Annotated in this window: 14 protein-coding genes; 2 read left to right on the top strand and 12 right to left on the bottom strand. The window is 54.0% G+C overall.

The window, feature by feature from the left end; translation table 11 throughout:
* Nucleotides 1-16 precede the first annotated feature (16 nt).
* Together EV681_RS07715 and EV681_RS07710 are read right to left on the bottom strand one after the other, a co-directional pair.
* Nucleotides 17-2197, bottom strand: coding sequence for a TonB-dependent siderophore receptor (locus EV681_RS07715; protein WP_130303649.1), 2181 nt, complete (start codon nucleotides 2195-2197; stop codon nucleotides 17-19).
* A 236-nt stretch (nucleotides 2198-2433) separates the two neighbouring features.
* Nucleotides 2434-4731 carry a heavy metal translocating P-type ATPase gene (locus EV681_RS07710; RefSeq protein WP_130303648.1) on the bottom strand — a complete coding sequence of 766 codons (2298 nt, stop codon included), beginning with the start codon at nucleotides 4729-4731 and terminating at the stop codon, nucleotides 2434-2436.
* 89 nt (nucleotides 4732-4820) lie between these two features.
* On the opposite strand from EV681_RS07710, the gene cadR reads away from it, so the two are divergent.
* Nucleotides 4821-5252, top strand: coding sequence for a Cd(II)/Pb(II)-responsive transcriptional regulator (gene cadR, locus EV681_RS07705; RefSeq protein WP_130303647.1), 432 nt, complete (start codon nucleotides 4821-4823; stop codon nucleotides 5250-5252).
* A gap of 234 nt (nucleotides 5253-5486) precedes the next feature.
* On the opposite strand, the gene EV681_RS07700 is transcribed toward cadR, so the two are convergent.
* The 6 genes from EV681_RS07700 to ppk1 form a co-directional block, all read right to left on the bottom strand.
* Nucleotides 5487-5774: a DUF1330 domain-containing protein gene (locus tag EV681_RS07700; protein ID WP_130303646.1), complete on the bottom strand. Its 288-nt coding sequence runs from the start codon at nucleotides 5772-5774 to the stop codon at nucleotides 5487-5489.
* Between the two features lie 454 nt (nucleotides 5775-6228).
* Complete coding sequence (gene pstB, locus EV681_RS07695) at nucleotides 6229-7005, bottom strand: phosphate ABC transporter ATP-binding protein PstB (protein ID WP_128395466.1); 777 nt, start codon at nucleotides 7003-7005, stop codon at nucleotides 6229-6231.
* Nucleotides 7006-7046: 41 nt separating this feature from the next.
* Entirely contained in the window at nucleotides 7047-7931 is an 885-nt protein-coding gene (pstA, locus tag EV681_RS07690) for a phosphate ABC transporter permease PstA (protein ID WP_128395465.1), read from the bottom strand.
* A 23-nt stretch (nucleotides 7932-7954) separates the two neighbouring features.
* Complete coding sequence (gene pstC / locus EV681_RS07685; RefSeq protein WP_128395573.1) at nucleotides 7955-8914, bottom strand: phosphate ABC transporter permease subunit PstC; 960 nt, start codon at nucleotides 8912-8914, stop codon at nucleotides 7955-7957.
* A gap of 148 nt (nucleotides 8915-9062) precedes the next feature.
* Nucleotides 9063-10106 carry a phosphate ABC transporter substrate-binding protein PstS gene (gene pstS, locus EV681_RS07680; protein ID WP_128395464.1) on the bottom strand — a complete coding sequence of 348 codons (1044 nt, stop codon included), beginning with the start codon at nucleotides 10104-10106 and terminating at the stop codon, nucleotides 9063-9065.
* A gap of 704 nt (nucleotides 10107-10810) precedes the next feature.
* Nucleotides 10811-12916, bottom strand: a complete 2106-nt coding sequence (gene ppk1 / locus EV681_RS07675) for a polyphosphate kinase 1 (protein WP_130303645.1) — start codon at nucleotides 12914-12916, stop codon at nucleotides 10811-10813.
* A gap of 168 nt (nucleotides 12917-13084) precedes the next feature.
* Between ppk1 and EV681_RS07670 the strand changes: the two genes are divergently transcribed.
* The gene (locus EV681_RS07670; RefSeq protein WP_128395462.1) at nucleotides 13085-14572 is read left to right on the top strand and encodes a Ppx/GppA phosphatase family protein; all 1488 of its coding nucleotides are present in this window, start codon (nucleotides 13085-13087) and stop codon (nucleotides 14570-14572) included.
* 115 nt (nucleotides 14573-14687) lie between these two features.
* Here EV681_RS07670 and EV681_RS07665 read toward each other — a convergent pair whose 3' ends face one another.
* The 4 genes from EV681_RS07665 to ftsH form a co-directional block, all read right to left on the bottom strand.
* A complete protein-coding gene (locus EV681_RS07665; RefSeq protein ID WP_128395461.1) occupies nucleotides 14688-15452 on the bottom strand; it encodes a GNAT family N-acetyltransferase in 765 nt (254 codons plus the stop codon).
* A gap of 153 nt (nucleotides 15453-15605) precedes the next feature.
* A complete protein-coding gene (glmM, locus tag EV681_RS07660) occupies nucleotides 15606-16946 on the bottom strand; it encodes a phosphoglucosamine mutase (RefSeq protein WP_128395460.1) in 1341 nt (446 codons plus the stop codon).
* Complete coding sequence (folP, locus tag EV681_RS07655; protein WP_128395459.1) at nucleotides 16936-17787, bottom strand: dihydropteroate synthase; 852 nt, start codon at nucleotides 17785-17787, stop codon at nucleotides 16936-16938. The genes glmM and folP overlap by 11 nt, the downstream gene beginning before the upstream one ends.
* Before the next feature lie 22 nt (nucleotides 17788-17809).
* Nucleotides 17810-19717 (bottom strand): ATP-dependent zinc metalloprotease FtsH, encoded by a 1908-nt coding sequence (ftsH, locus tag EV681_RS07650; protein WP_128395458.1) that lies wholly within the window; start codon nucleotides 19715-19717, stop codon nucleotides 17810-17812.
* Nucleotides 19718-19969: the final 252 nt, after the last annotated feature.

Genomic DNA, 19969 nt, shown 5'->3' with positions numbered 1-19969 from the left:
CTGCTACCTTGATTCTTCAGTACTTTAGTTGAACATTCATGCCGACCGAGCGCGATGGAGCGTAAAAGCCCTGCTCCCATTGCGTCGAGGTCAGGTATTTCTTGTCAAACACGTTCTTGACGTTAACGCCTACCGTGAAATTCTTATTGACTTCATAACTGGCCATCAGATCGGCCACGGCATACGATTTCTGCTTCAGATGGATGTCTTCTCCAGCCGGTGTCTGGCCCTGTAAACGGCGCGTCTCCGATTGCCAGCGCACAGCGCCCCCTACTTTCAGTCCCTGCACTGCAGGCACGGCATATGAAGCGGCTACGGTAAATGAGTTTTTGGGAACGAATTCGCGCACGGCCTTACCATCTTCATCCTTGATCGAGAAAAAGTGGGTATAGCCGGCGCTGACCTGCAGGCCAGGCATCACCTCGCCCTGCAATGACAATTCAAAGCCAGTGGAGCGTGAGTTTACGGCCTTGTATCGGCTCAGGCCATCCAGAAAGCTGTCGTATTCTGCTGTATTGTCTTGCTCTGCACGGAACAGGGCGATACCACCATTGATCTTGCCGTCAACAGACTCACCCTTGAGGCCGATCTCATAGTTTTTGCCCTCAATGGCAGGCAGGATCTGGCCGTTGATATCCACCTGAGACTGCGGATTGAATATACCGGTATAACTGGCATACACCGAGTAATTGTCATTCAGGTCGTAGATCAGGCCCAGGTAGGGAGACAGTTTATTACGCTTGTATTCACGAGGCTCACCATAGTGTTCGCCGGTGCTGGTTGCTCGGGTGTAGTTAAGCCCGGCAATTACCTTGAAATCATCATGCAAATTCAAGCGTGTTGCGGCAAACGCAGTGGTTTTACGAACTGTAAAATCGGAAAAGGTTTCCGTGCCATTCGCAAAATCGGGACGTGGAAATTGCCGATCCCAGGTAAACAGTGAGGGCAAAGCGACACCCACGCCCGCGTCCAGAGAAGTCATATAATTTTTACTGCGATTGGCGTTGATCCCGAACATCACATCGTGTTCGCGTCCGCCAAGCGTATATTTTCCGGTCGTGCTGATATCGCCAATCCACTGCTTCTCGTACCGGTCATACTTGGTCGGATAAGTGGTCAGGCCAAGCCCCGTTTCCCGATCAGGAACGCCAGTGGCCAGAAATTGTTCCGCATCCTGGGTGATCTTGCGGTAGGTCAATGTGCCTTTGGTTTTCCAGCCGCCGCCCCAATCGTGATTCAATTCAGCAAAGCTGGTTTGATCAGTGGTATTCCAGTATGCCCAGTCCGGTGCGTAACTATCCGATACATCGTAATCAACCGAACTGCCGTCAGTATAGTAAAGCGATAAGGCGCCCCACATGGGTGATTTCGATTTGTTCCTCTGATAGGTGTGCCCCAGCGTCAACGTTGTACGATCACCCAGGTCTGCATCCACAATCACACCCAGCATACGTTTTTCCAGGCCGTAGCGATCAAGATGAGAATTGCCTTTCTGGTAGGCGCCAATAAGCCGGCCGCGTACCGAGCCGCTGTCGTTCAGTGGCGAGGATATGTCCACATCGAGCCGACGCGTGGCAAAGGAGCTATACGATAAGCCCGCGTTGGCAGAAAATTCACGCTTGGGACGCTTGCGTACGAAATTAACGGTCCCTGAAGGATTACCGGTATTGGACAACAGGCCATTGGCCCCCTTGAGCACTTCGACCCGATCATAAAAGGCCATGTCCAGGTCGCCGATCTGCTCTTCAGTAGAAAACGGCATACCCACGCCGTCTACCTGAAAATTGGTAACGTCATAACCGCGGATAATGTAGTAATTGCGATCCGTTTCCACCTGCTGCACAAACACGCCAGGAACAGCAGAGAGCAAAGACGTCGCGTTATTCAGCCGGAAATCATCCATTTGCGTACGTGTTACCACATTGATGGTTTGTGGCGTCTCACGCGGCGACAACGGCAGGCGTGTAGCACTGGATACCACCGGCACATTGTATTGACCCGTACCCTCGCTGGTGGCATCGTTCGCACTGACCGCATTGATCGGTTGTAGAGTCGCCACCGACGAGGCGGTTCCTGCTGTGGTCGTTGCGGTCTGTGCAATCGCTGGCGTCGCCAGAGCGCCCAGAATAGAAACCAACAGAATATTGGGGGCAAACTTGCTGCCCCCCAGATCAAAATACATCGATGAAACTGCCATAAAAAGCCCTCGTTATCTTTTGATGATAAAGCCAAATGATAACGATTTCTATTTATATTTGCAATTAAATGTTAATGGCAGTCTTCCGGGCTCTATAATTTATGACAATTGAAATATTATGAATGACCATGCGCCGGGGCTGGCGACCGCAATGAAAGCGATCTCGTGTCCCGGGCATGTTTTGTTGCTATTGACACAATCTTTTTCGATCTTTCAGTGTCACGATCCGGTGCCGATTATTGCTGTGCAAGCCTTGGTCCGGCCCGCAATAATCGCAATCCATTTGCCACCACCAGCAGGCTGGCCCCAACATCGGCAAAGACAGCGAGCCACATGGAGCCCAGTCCCATCAGGACAAGCACCAGGAATACCGCCTTGATACCAAGTGCCAGGCTAATGTTCTGCACCAGCACCCGCCGCGTAACGCGCGACAGCCTGAGGAAGGCGGGAATTTTTAGCAGATTGTCGTCCATCAGCGCCACGTCTGCCGTTTCGATTGCCGTATCGGAACCCATTGCGCCCATCGCGAAGCCAATATCAGCTTGCGCCAACGCCGGGGCATCATTCATGCCGTCTCCGACCATGCCAACCACAGCATGACCGTCTTGTTGCAGTTTCTGTACCACTTGCTGTTTTTCCTGCGGCAACAACTGCGCCTGCGCTTGCGTCACACCACTGGTTTTAGCGATGGCGTCGACAACCGATTGATGATCGCCCGACAGCATCACCGTCTTGACCCCCAACTGGTGCAATTGCTCAATCGCCTTGACGCTGCTATCCTTGATTTTGTCGGCAGCGGTAAACAACATGCTAGCGGCGCGCGTGTTCATCAGCAGCACAACGCTTTGACCACTGTTTTGCGCAGCCGTCACGCTATCGCGTACCGCAGCGGTCATAAGGCCCAATTCCTGCGCCCATACGGCACTGCCCAGATACCAGCGCTCGTCCTCAATAGCGCCGTGCACGCCCCGCCCCGCCACGGCAACGAACTCGCCCACTGCCATGGCCGCCACGGCCGCCGCCTCGGGTGCCTGCGCGATGGCCCGGGAAACAGGATGATCGGAGCGCGCGGCAAGACTTACCGCGATGCGCTGCAGCTCGTCGACTGATCGTTCCGGATCTAACAGCGTCATGCCTGTCTGCACCGGCTGACCCTGCGTGATCGTACCGGTCTTATCCAGCGCCAGCCAACGCATGCGATGCCCCTGCTCCAGATACACGCCGCCCTTGATCAGGATCCCCATGCGGGCTGCTGCGGTCAATCCACTGACTACGGTTACCGGTGTCGAGATAACCAGGGCACACGGGCAGGCAATAATCAGCACAACCAGCGCCTGGTAAATCCAGGTAAGCCAGGCTCCGCCAAAAAAGAGCGGCGGTATGACTGCGAGCAGAATAGCCAATACAACTACGGCAGGCGTGTAATAACGGGAAAACGAATCTACAAAACGCTGCGTCGGCGCTTTCACTGCCTGTGCCTCTTCGATCTGATGGATAATGCGGGCCAGCGTGGTGTTGTCTGCTGCTGCCGTCACTTCTATTTCAATTTCACCGGCTTCGTTGATCGTGCCGGCAAAGACCGTATCTCCACCCTGTTTGTCCACCGGTACGCTTTCGCCCGTGATGGGCGCTTGATTGACCGTTGTCGTGCCACGCACAATGCGGCCATCCAGCCCGATGCGCTCGCCCGGCGCCACCCGCACAAGACTGCCTTCGGTCACCTGCGATACTTCACGTACCTGCCATTGTCCATTGATCTGTACCGTCACCGTTTCAGGCGCCAGGTTCATTAGGCCGGATACCGCAGCGCGCGTTCTATCCAGGGATTTTGCCTCGATCCATTCAGACAGTGTAAACAGCACCATTACCATCGCTGCCTCCGGCCACTGCCCGATCAGCAAGGCGCAGGTAACAGCAATACTCATGAGCGCATTGATATTCAAATCGCCATAACGCAGCGCAACCAGGCCCTTGCGATAGGTTGCAGTGCCAGCCAGGGCAACGGCAGCAATAGCGCAGACAATGGTCAGCCAGGCTGGCCCAGCGAACCAGTGAACCAGCTCAGAGGCCAGCGCCAGCGCCCCACCTAGCGCAAGATGCCACCAGGCGGGCAGCATGCCGCCGGCAATATTAGGAGAAACTTCACCTTCCGGTTGCGCAAGCGGTGTGTTGGGCGCCTGTCCATGAGCGTGCTGCGCGTGAGCGTGCCCGTCTGCACCGTGATCATGTTTATGCTCATGATGGTCATGCGCGTCATGCGAATGCCCGCAGCAGCCTGTTTTGCCCACTGTCCTGGCTGGTGCCGACTTGCCGTCGTGCAGCTCCGGCGTAAAACCGATCTTGCGGATCGCCTGCATGACCTCGTCCAGTATGGCCGGATCGTGCGTTACAGACAGAACGCGGGACATGAGATTGAAACGAAGGTCGGTTACTCCTGGTTTTTTCTCCAGCGCCTTGCGCAATAACCGCTCTTCAGTCGGGCAGTCCATTTGCTCGATTCGGATGGCGGTAACCCGGGTTTGCTGCTCTGACATGCTTGTACTCCAATTGCATCGTATAATGGCATTTAAAACCCTGAAGTAACTTCAGAGTCAAGGCATTATTGAACAGCATAGGAAAAAAGATGAAAATCGGAGAATTGGCTCGTTTGCAGGGATGCACGCCTGAAACCATCCGCTTTTATGAAAAAGCCGGCCTGCTGCCCGCTCCCGTCAGAACAGAGGGCAATTACCGGCATTATGATAATGAACATGTACAGCGCCTGCGTTTTATTCGGAATTGTCGGATTCTGGATATGTCCCACGATGAAATCCGTACCCTGTTACAGGCGCACGACGAGACACCGGACGATTGCCAGCCGGTCAACCAGTCAATTGATGCCCATATTGAACACGTAGAAGCGCGCATCCGGGAATTGAGCCAGTTGAAAGCGCAACTGGCCTCGCTGCGACAACGCTGCACTGTCCCTCATGATGTCAAAAACTGCGGCATATTTCTGGAACTGCAGACCGCAGACATGGTGGATCCGCACGTGCATGGCCATACGCACCTGTGAGCCCCCGGGCGCAGCCCACTCACACATCGGCACACATTGTCGGCTTGTCGCGCCAATCGGCCTGCACGTCATGGGTAGGGGCATCGATACTTGCCCAGGTACTTTTACTTATAAATGATATGTCAGGGCATTTTTGGCGCCGCACATGCAAGGGTATGTCTTGTCATGCCGCTGTTTTTGCAAGGTGTTCTGGGTCTCGGACGAAAGCGTAGTGATTTAAGCCAAGGCACGTTCTCAGACGCCGGGAACCATCAGGAACTGTGCCTCGGAAACGGGCTCGCGGATCGCTTTGGCAGTCTGGTACTGGGCAGAGTCATAAAACTTGCGGGCATGCTGCTCATCGGGAAACTCCACCACAACGATACGCTGCTGCTCTTGCGGCCCCTCAAGGGTAACCGGCGCAGGACAACGCACCAGGAATCGCCCGCCATGGGCAGCGACAATATCCGGAGTCAAAGCGGTATAGGCAGCATAGCCTTCGGGATCATTCACTTTTACCCGGACGATGAGATAGTACGACATTGTATGAATGCTCCTATGAATAAGTGGGGGCAAGGCTGCCTGCCTGTTCAGATAATACTATATCTGGTCATAGGTGCGCGCTGGCGACAAGAAACGTGGCAGCGCTTGTGTCGCCAATAATAGCGGACGCTCAGCGCGTTACCGGCTCTTGGGCATCGGCCACAGGAACAGCCGTCCCGAAAACGAAGCGCCCCGCACGAGGCGGGGCGGCGCAATGGATTCACCTATCCATATTATCAAACATTGTTTTAAACATCGCGCCAGCAAATATTACCAATACATGGGAAATCGCGTTGTTAGGGATAACCCTTGATTGTGGCAAAAACAGCTAAAAACTCGCGCTCAAAACAAACTGCGCGCTGCGGTATCCGACGAATCGAATACCGCAGCGCGCAGCTTTTCACGCATAGATAGATAAACCAGGTCGGCCGCAGCCTACCGGGCAATGTTGGTGTTAGCCGAAACGTCCGGTGATATAGTCTTCGGTTTCCTTGCGCTTCGGTTTAACGAACATTTGTTCCGTTTCACCAAACTCCATCATTTCACCCAAATACATGTACGCAGTGTAATCGGAGCAACGTGCCGCCTGCTGCATATTGTGCGTCACGATGGCGACCGTGTAGTCTTTTTTCAATTCGGTAATCAGCTCTTCGATCTTGACCGTAGAAATCGGGTCCAGCGCGGAACATGGTTCATCCAGCAACAGCACTTCAGGTTTGATGGCAACACCACGGGCAATGCACAGGCGCTGCTGTTGGCCACCGGACAGGCCGTTGCCGCTTTGGCCAAGTTTATCCTTTACCTCGTTCCACAAGGCAGCTTTGGTCAGGGCCCATTCCACCCGCTCATCCATCGCTGCCTTGGACAGACGCTCGAACAGCTTGACGCCAAAGGCCACATTATCATAAATGCTCATTGGAAAAGGCGTGGGCTTCTGAAACACCATGCCGACCTTGGCACGCAACAGGGAAATGTCCTGCGCAGACGTTAGCAGGTTCTCGCCATCCATGTTGATTTCACCTTCGGCACGCTGGCCTGGGTAAAGTTCGTACATGCGGTTGAAGGTGCGCAGCAGCGTGGATTTGCCGCATCCAGACGGGCCAATGAATGCCGTTACCTTGTTCTTCGCGATCCGTATGTTCACGTCTTTGATGGCGTGAAATTTTCCATAATAGAAGTTCAGATTCTTGACTTCAATCTTTGTCTGGTCAATCGTAACCAAGTTTTCCATGTGTGTCTTCCTGACGAATACTTTAATTTAGGGGTCGCTGACTATTGTTTGCGAAACAAGTTACGGGCAAGAATATTAAGCGCCAGCACCAGCAATGTGATGAGGGTGGCGCCAGCCCACGCCAACTCATTCCAGTCCTTAAACGGACTGGCAGCATATTGATAGATCACGACCGGCAGATTGGCCATTGGCGCATTCATGTTCCAGCTGGTGAACTGATTGGATAGCGCAGTAAACAGCAGCGGCGCGGTTTCGCCGGCAATACGGGCCACGGCCAGCAAAACGCCCGTCAGGATCCCCGACATGGCTGCTTTATAACATACCAGCGTAATCACGCGCCATTTCGGGCAGCCCAGTGCAGACGCCGCCTCGCGCAGGCTGTTGGGCACCAGCGCCAGCATATTGTCTGTGGTACGCACCACCACAGGAATAACCAGAATGGCCAGAGCAAAGGAACCGGCCCAACCCGAATAGTGCCCCGAGTTGGCAACCACGATGGCATAAATGAACAGGCCGATAACGATGGATGGCGCAGACAGCAGCACGTCATTCAAAAAGCGGGTTGCCGGCGCCAGCCAGCCCCGCTGTCCATATTCGGCCAGATAGGTCCCGGCCAGAATGCCAATGGGTGTACCGATAGCCGTGCCAACGCCGGACATCAGCACGGAACCAATCAGCGCATTGGCCAGTCCGCCCGATTCGCCGGGACCCGGTGTTTTTTCAGTAAAGAGCGAAAAGGAGAGTGAACCGCCGCCCTTCACAGCCAGCGTGAACAGGATCCAGACCAGCCAGAACAGGCCGAACAGCAGCGCTGCCGACGATAAGACAAGCATGACCTTGTTGCGCATATGGCGCCGACGGTAAATCCAGTTGCCCGGGTTGATGGCCGAATTGGCCTGTGATGTTGTTGCAGTCGTTGTATTCATGATTTATCTCTTGAGCCCCACAATCAGGATTTTTTACCTTCGGCCACTGACAATCTTGCCAGCATGAGGCGCGAGGCCATCAATACCAAGGTGGTGATCAGGAACAGGATCAGGCCCAATTCAATCAGGGAAGATTTCTGCAAACCGCCGGCTTCATTGAATTCGTTGGCAATGGCCGAAGCGATCGAGTTGGACGGATCGAAAACACCGCCCGGCAGGCGAAACGAGTTACCGATGACAAACGTGACGGCCATGGTTTCACCTAAAGCCCGGCCAAGACCGAGCATGATGCCCCCGATCACGCCGGTTTTTGTGTAGGGCAGCACGACGCGCCACATGACTTCCCAGGTCGTAGATCCCAGGCCATAGGCTGACTCCTTGAGCATGGGGGGAACCACTTCAAACACGTCACGCATGACCGAAGCAATATATGGAATAACCATAATGGACAGCACCAGGCCGGCCGTAAACAGGCCGATACCGAAAGGAGCGCCCTGGAAAAACTGCCCGATAAAGGGCACGCTGCCCAGCACATTAATCAACGTAGGCTGGACGTATTGTTGAAAGATGGGGACAAAGACGAACAAACCCCACATGCCGTAGATAATGGAAGGAATGGCCGCCAGCAGCTCGACTGCGGTACCCAGGGGGCGGCGCAGCCAGGTTGGGGCCAGTTCGGTGAGGAACATGGCAATGCCGAAAGATACCGGCACAGCGATAATAAGGGCCACGAAAGCAGTGATCAGCGTACCAATGATGGGGACAACTGCGCCGTAAACATCATTAACAGGGTCCCAGTCATTTGTCCAGAAGAAGGCCGCACCGTATTTGAGCAGCGTTTCCTGACTTCCATACAACAGTGAAACCATGATGGCCGCAAGCAGCATGAATACGAAAAAGGCAAAAAAACGTGCCACATTCTTGAACAACATGTCGGCAAACGCGTTGCTCTTGGCCGGTGTTGGAGGAAGTTGTTTTTGCATAGTCTGGATGGCGGACCGGGTAGGCTCGGCCCCTGTTGTCGTTATCGAAACGCTCATTGTAAACCCGTCTTGGTGTTCGTAAAAAACATGGCGGCTTAAATGATTAAGTCGCCATGTTTTGTTCAGAGGGTCAAGTCGTGTGACCTGATTATTTCCAAACCGCCTGACCGTCTGCCGTTTTGATCTCGGAAGCCCATGCTGCGCGAACTTCTTTGGTTACAGCATCTGGCAGGGGCACATAGTCGATTTCAGAAGCCGATTTGGCTCCGTTTTTGAATGCCCAGTCAAAGAAAGACAGGACAGCTTTTGTCTGTTCTGGCTTGTCGGCTTTTTTGTGCACCAAAATAAAGGTTGCTGCGGTGACGGGCCAGGAATCAGCACCCGGCTCTTCGGTCAGTACGACACCCATGCCTGGTGCGCTTTTCCAGTCGGCGTTGGCTGCAGCAGCCGCAAACGCTTTCTGTTCAGGCTGAACGAATTTGCCATCTTTGTTTTTCAGCTGAGTCCAGGACAGATTGTTCTGCTTGGCATATGCGTACTCAACGTAACCGATCGCGTTTTTCAGCTGACCTACGTACGCGGCTACGCCTTCGTTACCCTTGCCGCCTTGTCCCGTCGGCCATTTGACCGCTTTGCCTTCACCCACTTTTTCTTTCCACTCGGGAGAAACTTTGGACAAATAGTTGGTCCAGCCAAAAGTTGTACCTGAACCGTCTGAACGATGGACAACGATAATGGCCGCGTCAGGCAAAGTAACGCCAGGATTCAGGGAAGTAATGGCCTGATCGTTCCACTTGGTGATTTTACCCAGGAAAATATCAGCCAGAACAGGACCTGTCAGTTTCAGTTGGCCCGGTTTGACGCCATCGATATTAACGACAGCAACTGTGCCGCCGATGACTGCTGGAAACTGCAACAGACCGTTTTCAGCCAGTTTCTTTTCGTTCAATGGGTCGTCAGATGCGCCAAAATCTACTGTTTTGGCGATAATTTGTTGTTGGCCGCCACCAGAACCGATAGATTGGTAATTGATTTTATTACCGGTCTCAGCTGCGTACAGGGATGCCCATTTGGCATAAACAGGGTATGGAAAAGAAGCGCCTGCGCCGGTCACATTAGCGGCATGTGCAGCGAAAGTCGCGGTCGACAACGCGATGGCGACAGATACGCTTTTAAGTGCATGTTTGAACATGTATATTCCTTAATACGTTAAAGAGGTAACAAAATACGAACCTTGATGTCCATGCCGAGTATAGTAAAACGGTTATATGACAGGATAGTGACAAATATTAAGCAGTTTTTTTCCGTGACCAGGGAAAACACTAGGTACATCGTTTTTGTATTTTGTTATCAGTAACTTAAAGAACAATTCATGTGACAAAATTGTGTCAAAATAGCCAAAAATCATCTGAAAACCGCAGGTTGCAAAACAACAGCTCGCGCGGGCCTGTCATATTGTGTCATGTTACAAACTGCCGTTGACCCAGCCTGACCTGTCTGCTTTTCGGATGTAATTTCTCAAGCCACCGTCGCACAAAAAATACGGGCCCCGGCTCGCGTAACGACACCTGATCCAGCTATGGACTACTTGTGGTCGCATTGATGCAATTGACTTGGTCGCCACATGGCCCATTGATCGCTTCTGGCCAGTCTGTGCCCACCTCAAAATAGCACCGCCCCTCCTTTTTCACCACCCTAATTTTTTTGGGGACGCGACGCGACCATAAAGGGACTGTGCACCTTTTGCCCTTGCGCTGCCCTATAGGTACGCAACTGTGGCAATCTCAAATCTCGCAATGGCCCTGATCTACCTGGGTTGCGGCACTGTCAATCAGTAGGGATCTGGCCCCGGTGCGAAGCAACGCGCGGGGGCCCCATATATATGCACGCGTACAATCAGCTGGCCTTGCCAAGCAGATTCATCAAGTATTGGTGAATATTGAACGGCTCCCGACGATTTTTTATTCGCTCGTACTCGCCACTGGGCTTCTGCTCCCACGACAGCACATTGTCCTTCAACGGAAAAATAAAGGACTCATTGATCACCCGCTTTTTCAGAACCGGATTCAGAATAGGAAAGGCGATTTCCACGCGACGGAAAAAATTGCGCGCCATCCAGTCGGCAGAAGACAGGTAAACCTGCTCCTGACCATCGGCATGAAAATAAAACACCCGCGAGTGTTCCAGGAAACGGCCGATGATGGAGCGCACCCGAATATTTTCCGACAGGCCGGGAACCCCCGAACGCAGCGCACATACCCCACGCACGATCAGCTCAATGCGCACACCGGCCTGGCTGGCCTTGTACAGGGCGTTGATCACATCCACTTCCAGCAAAGAATTCATCTTTGCCATGATCACTGCTTTTTTCCCAGCCTGTGCCTGTTCGGTTTCAGCCTGGATCATCTTGAGCACCCGATCGTGCAGGGTAAACGGCGATTGCAGCAGCAGCTTGAGCGGACGACGGGCGCCCAGGCCTGTAAGCAAGGAGAAAACCCGATCCATATCGTTGGTCAGATCGGGATTGGCAGTCAGAAGGCCAAAGTCGGTATAGAGCCTTGCCGTACGCGGATGATAATTTCCGGTACCCAGGTGTCCGTAACGAACGATTTTTTTGCCTTCCCTGCGCAGGACCAGCAGCATTTTGGCATGTGTTTTATGGCCGACAACACCATACACGACATGTGCGCCCACCTCTTCCAGTTTGGCGGCCCAGTTGATATTGGTCTGTTCGTCAAAGCGCGCCATCAGCTCCACCACAACCGTGACTTCTTTGCCCGCCTTGGCTGCCGCCAGTAGCAGCCCCATCAATTCAGAATCCTCACCGGTACGATAAATGGTTTGCTTGATAGCCACCACCTGAGGATCGAGCGCGGCCGACGTCAGAAAGTCGATGACCGGCTTGAATGACTGGTAGGGATGGTGCAATAACAAATCTTCCCGCGCAATCGCATCGAACATTTCTGCGGGATTGTCGTTCATGGAATCGAACGGGGCCGGCAGGCGCGCACGATAGCTGGGAAATACCAACTGCGGGTCGGCGTCAATATCGCATAGCGGCATCAGGCGCGTCATATTGACACTGCCGTGCGTGCGGTAGGTGTCCTTGGGCCCCAGCGCAAATTCTCGCTGCAGAAAGTGTTCGAGTTCTACCGGTGTGTCTTCGGAAATTTCCAAACGAACCGCCGCCCCGAAGTTGCGTTGAGACAACTCTCCCTGCAGCGCCTGCCGCAGGTTGGTCACCTCATCTTCGTCAACGAACAGATCGCTGTTGCGCGTGACACGCCATTGATACAGGCCCTTGACTTGCATGCCCGGAAACAGCTCTCCGGAAAACTGCTGCATCAGCGAAGACAACAATGTATAGCAATGGCGCTGCCCGCATACCGACTCGGGAATTTCAAGCAAACGGGGTAAGGCACGTGGCGCCTGCACAATGGCAATGGACGCACGGCGACCAAAGGCATCTTCCCCACTGAGCGAGACGATAAAATTCAGACTCTTGTTGTAGACACGCGGAAACGGGTGCGCCGGATCAAGTCCGATAGGCGTAAGCAGCGGCAGCACCTCGTTCAGAAATACATCGCTTGCCCATGCCGACACGGCTTCGGTATATTCCCTGGGCGCCAGTACAGATACACCCCGCTTGCGCAATGCGGGAAAGATATCCTTGTTGAGCAGCGCATATTGACGGTCGACCAGTTCATGCACGCGCTGCTGCACCAGTTCGAAGGCCGCAGAAGGTGTCATTCCATCGTCGCCCGGTACATTGGGGAACTGCCGCTCCTGCTCTTTCAGACTGGAGATGCGAATTTCGAAAAACTCGTCCAGATTGGAGCTGACAATGCACAAGTAGCGCAGGCGTTCCAGGAGCGGGTTGGCCTGATTCATCGCCATACCCAGCACCCGTTCATTGAATTTTAGCAAAGACAGTTCGCGATTGAGCAGCGTGACGGAGTCAGGAGAAGGAGCAGAAATGGAGATGGAATTGGTATCGGACATGAAGGCAGTCGTTAAGTGTTTTAGGCTTTAGGAAAAGAACAGTTCTTATACTCTCACAATATAACAAATTGATGACAAATAAAAATCATGTCGCCGGTCGCCCTTATTTGGCTCACTGTTGGGCCTTTTTTCACTAAAATGGCGTTTCACTTACCTATCAGATGCACCATGGACCAATTACTTGCCGCCGTAGATCTGGGCTCCAACAGTTTTCGCCTGTCCATTGCAAGGATTGTCCAGAATGATAATTCTGTGCAGATTTATGCAACAGATCGCCTCAAGGAAACCGTCAGGCTTGCAGCAGGCCTGAATGCAGATCGCGTACTGGACGAAGACGCAATCCAGCGCGCCATTGCCGTACTTTCCCGCTTTGGCGAGCGATTGGAAAATTTTCCTGCTGGCCGCGTACGTGCCGTGGCAACCAATACCTTTCGTGTTGCGCGCAATGTGGCTGACTTTCTGCCCCGCGCGGAAGCCGCGTTGGGCTACCCGATAGAGGTCATTTCCGGTCAGGAAGAAGCCCGCCTGGTGTACTCCGGCGTAGTGCATGAACTGCCACCTTCCAGCAAGCAACGCTTTGTGGTCGATATCGGTGGCGGGTCCACCGAATTTATCATTGGCCGGGAGCTTGAACCGCTGATCATGAAGTCACTGGCCATGGGCTGCGTCACCTATACCAAGTCATTTTTCCCCGATGGCAAAGTCACCGAAGAAGGGTTTGTCCTGGCTGAAATCGCCGCAAGAAAGGAAATCGAAATCATTTCCAGACAGTATCGGCATCTGGGATGGGATGAAGCCTTCGGCTCTTCAGGCACAGCCAAGGCGCTGGTTGCAACCCTGGAAGAATCCGGCTTTTCCGAAAAAGGCATTACGCTGGACGGCATGCAAAAGCTCAAAAAAGTGCTGATCCGCCACGGTAGCGCCCACGCACCGGAATTGCGCGGACTGAAGCTGGACCGCATGGAAGTGCTGCCGGCGGGCCTGTCCATCATGATGGCCATTTTCAGTGAGCTGCAGGTCAAGCAGATGTTCCAGGGCGACGGCGCGCTGCGCGTCGGCGTTTTGTACGATATGCTGGGTCGCGACAGTTCTCATGACAAGCGTGATGAAACGGCGGGCGTGTTCATGAAACGCTACCATATTGACAGCCGGCAGGCCGCGCGCGTGAAAAAGCAGGCACTGGCATTTTTTGATTCAATACTGGCCGATGAAACAGCAGCCGATGATCTGCGGCGCTACCTGAGCTGGGCCTGCGATTTGCATGAAACCGGCCTGAGCATCTCACAGAATAATTACCACAAGCACACTGCCTACGTGATGGCCAACGCCGACATGCCCGGTTTTTCAGAAGCCGAACAGGAGCTGCTCTCCTTCCTTACGCTGGGCCACCAGGGCAAACTGGACAAGTTGCTGCCCGAAAAGCCAAGCCGCGTCAAATGGCTGCTGACCCTGTGTCTGCGACTGGCCGTCGTGTTCATGCGCCGGCGCCAGCCGATGACATCGCTACCGGTTTCACTGGAAACCGACGATCAGAAACTGATGTTGCGCGTGGGCAGCAAATGGTTGGAAGATCACCCGTTGACCCGATACACGCTGACGCTGGAAGCCGCTGAATGGAAAAAAGCCGGCTTTACGCTGGACATTATTCCTTCCTGATACCTTGCAGCCTTCTCAATATCACGACACCCAAACACTAAAGCAGGATTGACCCGGCTTCTGGCACAAAGGGTTACGCGCCCTGCCAGACCACTGGCAATGGGCGCCATGAGGGTCAGGCCAGACCGAAGTGTTTTTTGTACCGGGTATCGATATTGGCCACATCGATAATAACCGGGAAATCGGCGGAATTGAAGTCCCGGTCAAAAGCCGGCTCACCGCAAATATGCGCGCCAATCTTCAGATATCCTTTGATCAGCGCAGGTGTTTTCGCATCATCTGTGAGCGTGAGCTTGTCCAGCGGATACGGATTGATGGGCACCATGATCGGACGCTCGGGATGCGCATCGATGTCGCGTTTGGCCGCACGCCAGACCTTGGAGGCCTGCACGCCGCCATCGGCCAGGCTAACGCTGGCGCAACCGAGCATATAGCGATAATTGTTACTCAGAAGATAGCGTGCCAGACCGTTCCACAACAGCATGATTGCCTGGCCATTGCGGTAGTCTGGATGCGTGCATGAGCGACCGCATTCACATAACACATGGCGGATATGCGCCAGTTGATCAATGTTGAATTCCAGCTCGGAATAATAGCCGCCGGCCTCTGCTGCCTTTTCCGGACTCAGAATCCGGTAGGTGCCTACGACCGCATCTGTTTTCAGGTCCCGAACCATCAAATGGACACACCATTTGTCAAACGGTTCAATGTCTACGCCGTTGACTGCGCCGGGGAATACCACGTTCATCTCGTTGGTATAGACCTCGTAACGCAATCGCTGCAACTGTTCGACTTCCTCGGCGGTTGTAGCAATCCCCAAGACCAGGCTGTGGCTTGACGTATCGTTCTCGTCTGCCTGGATCCGCATGATTTCTTGCATTCGGGTCTATTCCTAAGATTTACTGTAAAGCTGCATGATACCCGGTTCATTTGACAAAAACTTTTCACATACAGGTAATATTTCGATTTTTTGAAATCTTACAACAGAATGCATTGCCAGTTGCACAAACTGCATACAACTGGCGACGAGAAATCACGCAGCCAGGTCGACTGCCTGCAGACGCTCCACGCCCTGACGGGCCAGCGCTTCGGTTTCGGCTTCGACCATCAGCCGCAACTTGGGCTCGGTGCCCGAGGCACGGATCAACACCCGGCCGCGTCCGTCCAGCTCACGTTCAACTTCTTCCTTGGCGGCCTGCAGGCCCGCATGGGCTTTCCAGTCAGCGCCTTTTTTCCAGGGCACATTGACCATGATCTGCGGATACATTTTCAGATCTGAAATGAATTGCGCGAGGGTTTTACCACTGCGCACCAGCGCTGTCAGCACCTGTAAACCAGCAATAATACCGTCACCGGTGCTATGATGGTCCAGGCACAGTAAATGGCCCGAGCTCTCCCCGCCATAGAGCCAGCCATTTCTCTGCATGGCTTCCAGCACGTATCGATCACCCACGTTGGCCCGCTCAAAGGGCACACCCATGATCTGCATGATTTTTTCAAAACCGTAGTTAGTCATGAGCGTACCCACGACACCGGCCACGCGACCCTGCATCATGCGCTCACGGACCATGGCATAAAGCAGTTCGTCACCATTGTAGATACGCCCGTCGGCATCCACCATCTGGATCCGATCCGCATCGCCGTCCAGCGCGATGCCATAATGCGCACCCACTTCCTTGACCTTCTCGGCCAGCGCCTCGGGATGCAGGGCACCCACGCCGGAATTGATATTGAAACCATCTGGGTTGCAGCCGATGGCCACCACTTCGGCGCCCAGTTCGCGAAAGACATGGGGTGCAATGTGGTAGGCTGCGCCATGCGCGCCATCGACCACGATTTTCATACCCTTGAGATCCAGATCGTTCGGGAATGTACTTTTGCAAAACTCAATATAACGTCCCGCAGAATCGGGCATGCGCCGGGCACGGCCAATGTGCTCGGAGTCTACGCAGCCTACCGGCTCATCCAGCGCCGCTTCGATTTCCAGCTCAACGTTATCGGGCAACTTCATACCGTTACCGGAGAAAAACTTGATTCCGTTATCCTGGTAGGCGTTATGCGAAGCACTGATGACCACACCGGCAGTCAGCCTCAGTGCGCGGGTCAAATAAGCCACCGCTGGCGTCGGAATGGGTCCCGCCAGGTAAACGTCAATACCGGCAGCAGCCAGACCTGCTTCGAGCGCCGACTCCAGCATATAGCCGGAAATGCGCGTATCCTTGCCTATCAGCACCATAGGGCGCGCGCTATCTTTGTAATTCTTTGACAGTACCCGGCCGGCGGCATATCCCAGCCGCAATGCAAACTCCGCATTGATAACCGGACCGCCTACTTCCCCACGTACCCCATCTGTTCCGAAATATTTACGCCCCATGAATTTCTCCTTGTTCTATGGCTGCCCAGACTTTGAGGGCATCTGCAGTTTGTGCGACATCGTGTACCCGTATAATGGCCGCGCCCCGGCTTGCAGCAGCCAGCGCGCCGGCAATGCTGCCAGCAACGCGGTCTTGCGGAGCCCGGCCCGTAACCGCTGCAATCATGGTTTTACGGGACAAACCGATCAATAACGGTGAGTGTAAACCGGACAGGCTGTCCTGTTCACGTAAAAGCTGATAATTCTGCTGCACTGTCTTACCGAAACCATATCCTGGATCCAGACAGATCCGTGCGGGCGCGATACCGGCCGCCACCGCCGCGGCCTTGCGTTCATCCAAAAACCGGTACACCTCGTCCGTCACGTTCTCATACTGCGGCGCAGCCTGCATGGTTTTGGGCTCACCCTGCATGTGCATCAGGCACACCCCACAATTGGGATGGGCTGCCACGACCTCCAGGGCGCCGGGCATGCGCAAGGCATAAATATCATTGATCAGATCAGCGCCGGCCGCCAGGGCAGCGCGCATGACTGTCGGCTTGAAGGTATCAACGGATATGGGTTTGCCGCAATCACGCAGATTGTGTATCACCGGAATAATACGCCTGAGCTCCTCTTCTTCGGAGACGGCATCAGCGCCGGGGCGTGTGGATTCACCGCCAATATCCAGGATATCGGCACCCTGCCCGATCAGTTCCAGCGCATGCGCAGTAGCCGCATCGGCCGAGAAATGGGCAGAGCCATCGGAAAAGGAGTCGGGCGTCACATTAACGATGCCCATGACAAGCGGGCGCTTGAGTGTAAGCTCAAAGCGCCCGCAAATGAATGTGGAATGATTCATGAAAAATACAGCAGTAATAAGATCAGGCAGTCACAGTTGCTTTATCGCTACCTGGATCTTTCCGGGCAGGGCCGGATGAAGGCGGTGGCGTATCAGAGGAATCACCGGTAGGTTCAGGATCTTCCGGCGGACGCGGTGGGCGCCCTGCCATGATATCGCCAATTTGATCGGCATTGATGGTTTCCCACTCCAGCAGCGCCTTGGCCATGATGTGCATTTTATCGCTGTTGGCCTCGATGATTTTGCGTGCTACAGAATACTGCTCATCGATGATACTGCGGATTTCCGCATCAACCTTTTGCATGGTTGCCTCAGACACATGGGTGGTTTTGGTGACACTGCGCCCCAAAAACACTTCATTTTCGTTTTCGGCATAGACCATAGGACCCAGTGATTCGGTCATGCCATAGCGCGTCACGATATCGCGGGCAATGGCCGTCGCGCGTTCAAAGTCATTGGACGCACCGGTTGTCATCTGGTTCATGAAAATTTCTTCTGCAATACGTCCGCCGAACAATACGGCAATGGTATTGAGCAAACGCCCTTTATCCATGCTGTAACGGTCGCCTTCAGGCAATTGCATGGTGACACCCAGCGCACGACCACGCGGAATGATGGTCACTTTGTGTACAGGATCAGTTTTAGGCAGCATCCGGGCCACAATCGCATGACCCGATTCGTGGTAAGCCGTATTTTTGCGCTCTTCCTCGGGCATGACGATGGAACGGCGCTCTGCCCCCATGATGATCTTGTCCTTGGCGTTTTCGAAATCCATCATATTGACGGTACGACCGCTGCGACGCGCGGCAAACAAGGCCGCTTCGTTCACAATATTGGCCAGATCGGCACCGGAAAACCCGGGCGTACCACGTGCAATGACCGACGCTTCGACGTTGGGAGCCAGGGGAACCTTGCGCATATGCACGTTCAGGATCTGCTCGCGGCCACGTACGTCAGGCAGGCTGACCACAACCTGGCGGTCAAAACGACCAGGACGCAGCAATGCCGGATCCAGCACGTCGGGACGGTTGGTCGCAGCGATCACGATCACGCTCTGGCCGGATTCAAATCCGTCCATTTCAACCAGCATCTGGTTCAGCGTCTGCTCGCGTTCGTCGTTGCCACCGCCGACACCGGCGCCACGCTGGCGACCAACGGCGTCAATCTCGTCGATGAAGATGATGCAAGGCGCCTGTTTCTTGGCATTTTCGAACATATCGCGCACACGCGATGCGCCCACGCCTACGAACATTTCCACAAAATCGGAACCGGAAATACTGAAGAAAGGCACTTTGGCTTCGCCAGCAATGGCCTTGGCCAGCAGCGTTTTACCAGTACCCGGAGGGCCAACCATCAGCACACCACGGGGAATACGGCCCCCCAGGCGCTGAAAGCGGGCGGGCTCGCGCAGGAAATCAACCAGCTCCCGGACATCTTCCTTGGCCTCATCGCAACCGGCCACATCTGCAAAGGTAATCTGGTTGGTGCTTTCGTCGAGCATGCGGGCGCGGGATTTGCCAAAGCTGAAGGCACCGCCTTTGCCGCCACCCTGCATCTGGCGCATGAAGAAGAACCATACGCCGATAAGCAGCAGCATGGGGAACCATGAAATGAGCGCGCTAAGCAGGAATGAAGGCTGCTCTGGCTGTTTGGCGGTGACTTTCACACCTTCGCGCACGAGATCACCGACCATCCACAGGTCGTTGGGAGCGGTCAGCGTATACGGCCGCGTGCCTGAGCTGGGTGTGACCGTCAGGTTGTTGCCCTGAATTTCAACACTGGACACCTTGCCCTGCTTGGCATCAGACATGAACTGACTGTAGCTCACGCCCTCTGTAACCTGACCTGCGCCGTCGTATTGCTTGAATACTGTAAAAAGTACCAGCGCTACAACCACCCAGATAGCGAATTTTGAAAAAGAATTATTCAACAATCTGACTCCTGCGATGAATGGCAAATGACCCTGAAAGCAGCGTCTTTACCTCGTTCATATGATTCTAACCTATTGATAAAAAAAAGAGGCTTTACAACCGGCTTAAAAACAAATTAAACCATTACCCGCGATTTCCAGGTAAAGGTGCCGGTTTTGACTGCACCCGGGTGTGTTATGGCGACTGCAGCAAGTCATTGTCCCGGCATAAAAAACCGGGGGCTCACAACAGCTAAATTGGGGCAAAAATCC

It is taken from the genome of Advenella incenata (assembly GCF_004217095.1).
Taxonomy (GTDB): Bacteria; Pseudomonadota; Gammaproteobacteria; order Burkholderiales; family Burkholderiaceae_B; genus Advenella; species Advenella incenata.
The sequence above is the reverse complement of the archived record's forward strand: the minus strand, read 5'-3'. Positions and strand labels throughout refer to the sequence as shown.

Excerpts from the sequence above, each read along its gene's own strand:
- EV681_RS07715 (WP_130303649.1), bottom strand. The coding sequence starts at position 2,197 with ATGGCAGTTTCATCGATGTATTTTGATCTGGGGGGCAGCAAGTTTGCC.
- EV681_RS07710 (WP_130303648.1), bottom strand. The coding sequence starts at position 4,731 with ATGTCAGAGCAGCAAACCCGGGTTACCGCCATCCGAATCGAGCAAATG.
- cadR (WP_130303647.1), top strand. The coding sequence starts at position 4,821 with ATGAAAATCGGAGAATTGGCTCGTTTGCAGGGATGCACGCCTGAAACC.
- EV681_RS07700 (WP_130303646.1), bottom strand. The coding sequence starts at position 5,774 with ATGTCGTACTATCTCATCGTCCGGGTAAAAGTGAATGATCCCGAAGGC.
- pstB (WP_128395466.1), bottom strand. The coding sequence starts at position 7,005 with ATGGAAAACTTGGTTACGATTGACCAGACAAAGATTGAAGTCAAGAAT.
- pstA (WP_128395465.1), bottom strand. The coding sequence starts at position 7,931 with ATGAATACAACGACTGCAACAACATCACAGGCCAATTCGGCCATCAAC.
- pstC (WP_128395573.1), bottom strand. The coding sequence starts at position 8,914 with ATGCAAAAACAACTTCCTCCAACACCGGCCAAGAGCAACGCGTTTGCC.
- pstS (WP_128395464.1), bottom strand. The coding sequence starts at position 10,106 with ATGTTCAAACATGCACTTAAAAGCGTATCTGTCGCCATCGCGTTGTCG.
- ppk1 (WP_130303645.1), bottom strand. The coding sequence starts at position 12,916 with ATGTCCGATACCAATTCCATCTCCATTTCTGCTCCTTCTCCTGACTCC.
- EV681_RS07670 (WP_128395462.1), top strand. The coding sequence starts at position 13,085 with ATGGACCAATTACTTGCCGCCGTAGATCTGGGCTCCAACAGTTTTCGC.
- EV681_RS07665 (WP_128395461.1), bottom strand. The coding sequence starts at position 15,452 with ATGCAAGAAATCATGCGGATCCAGGCAGACGAGAACGATACGTCAAGC.
- glmM (WP_128395460.1), bottom strand. The coding sequence starts at position 16,946 with ATGGGGCGTAAATATTTCGGAACAGATGGGGTACGTGGGGAAGTAGGC.
- folP (WP_128395459.1), bottom strand. The coding sequence starts at position 17,787 with ATGAATCATTCCACATTCATTTGCGGGCGCTTTGAGCTTACACTCAAG.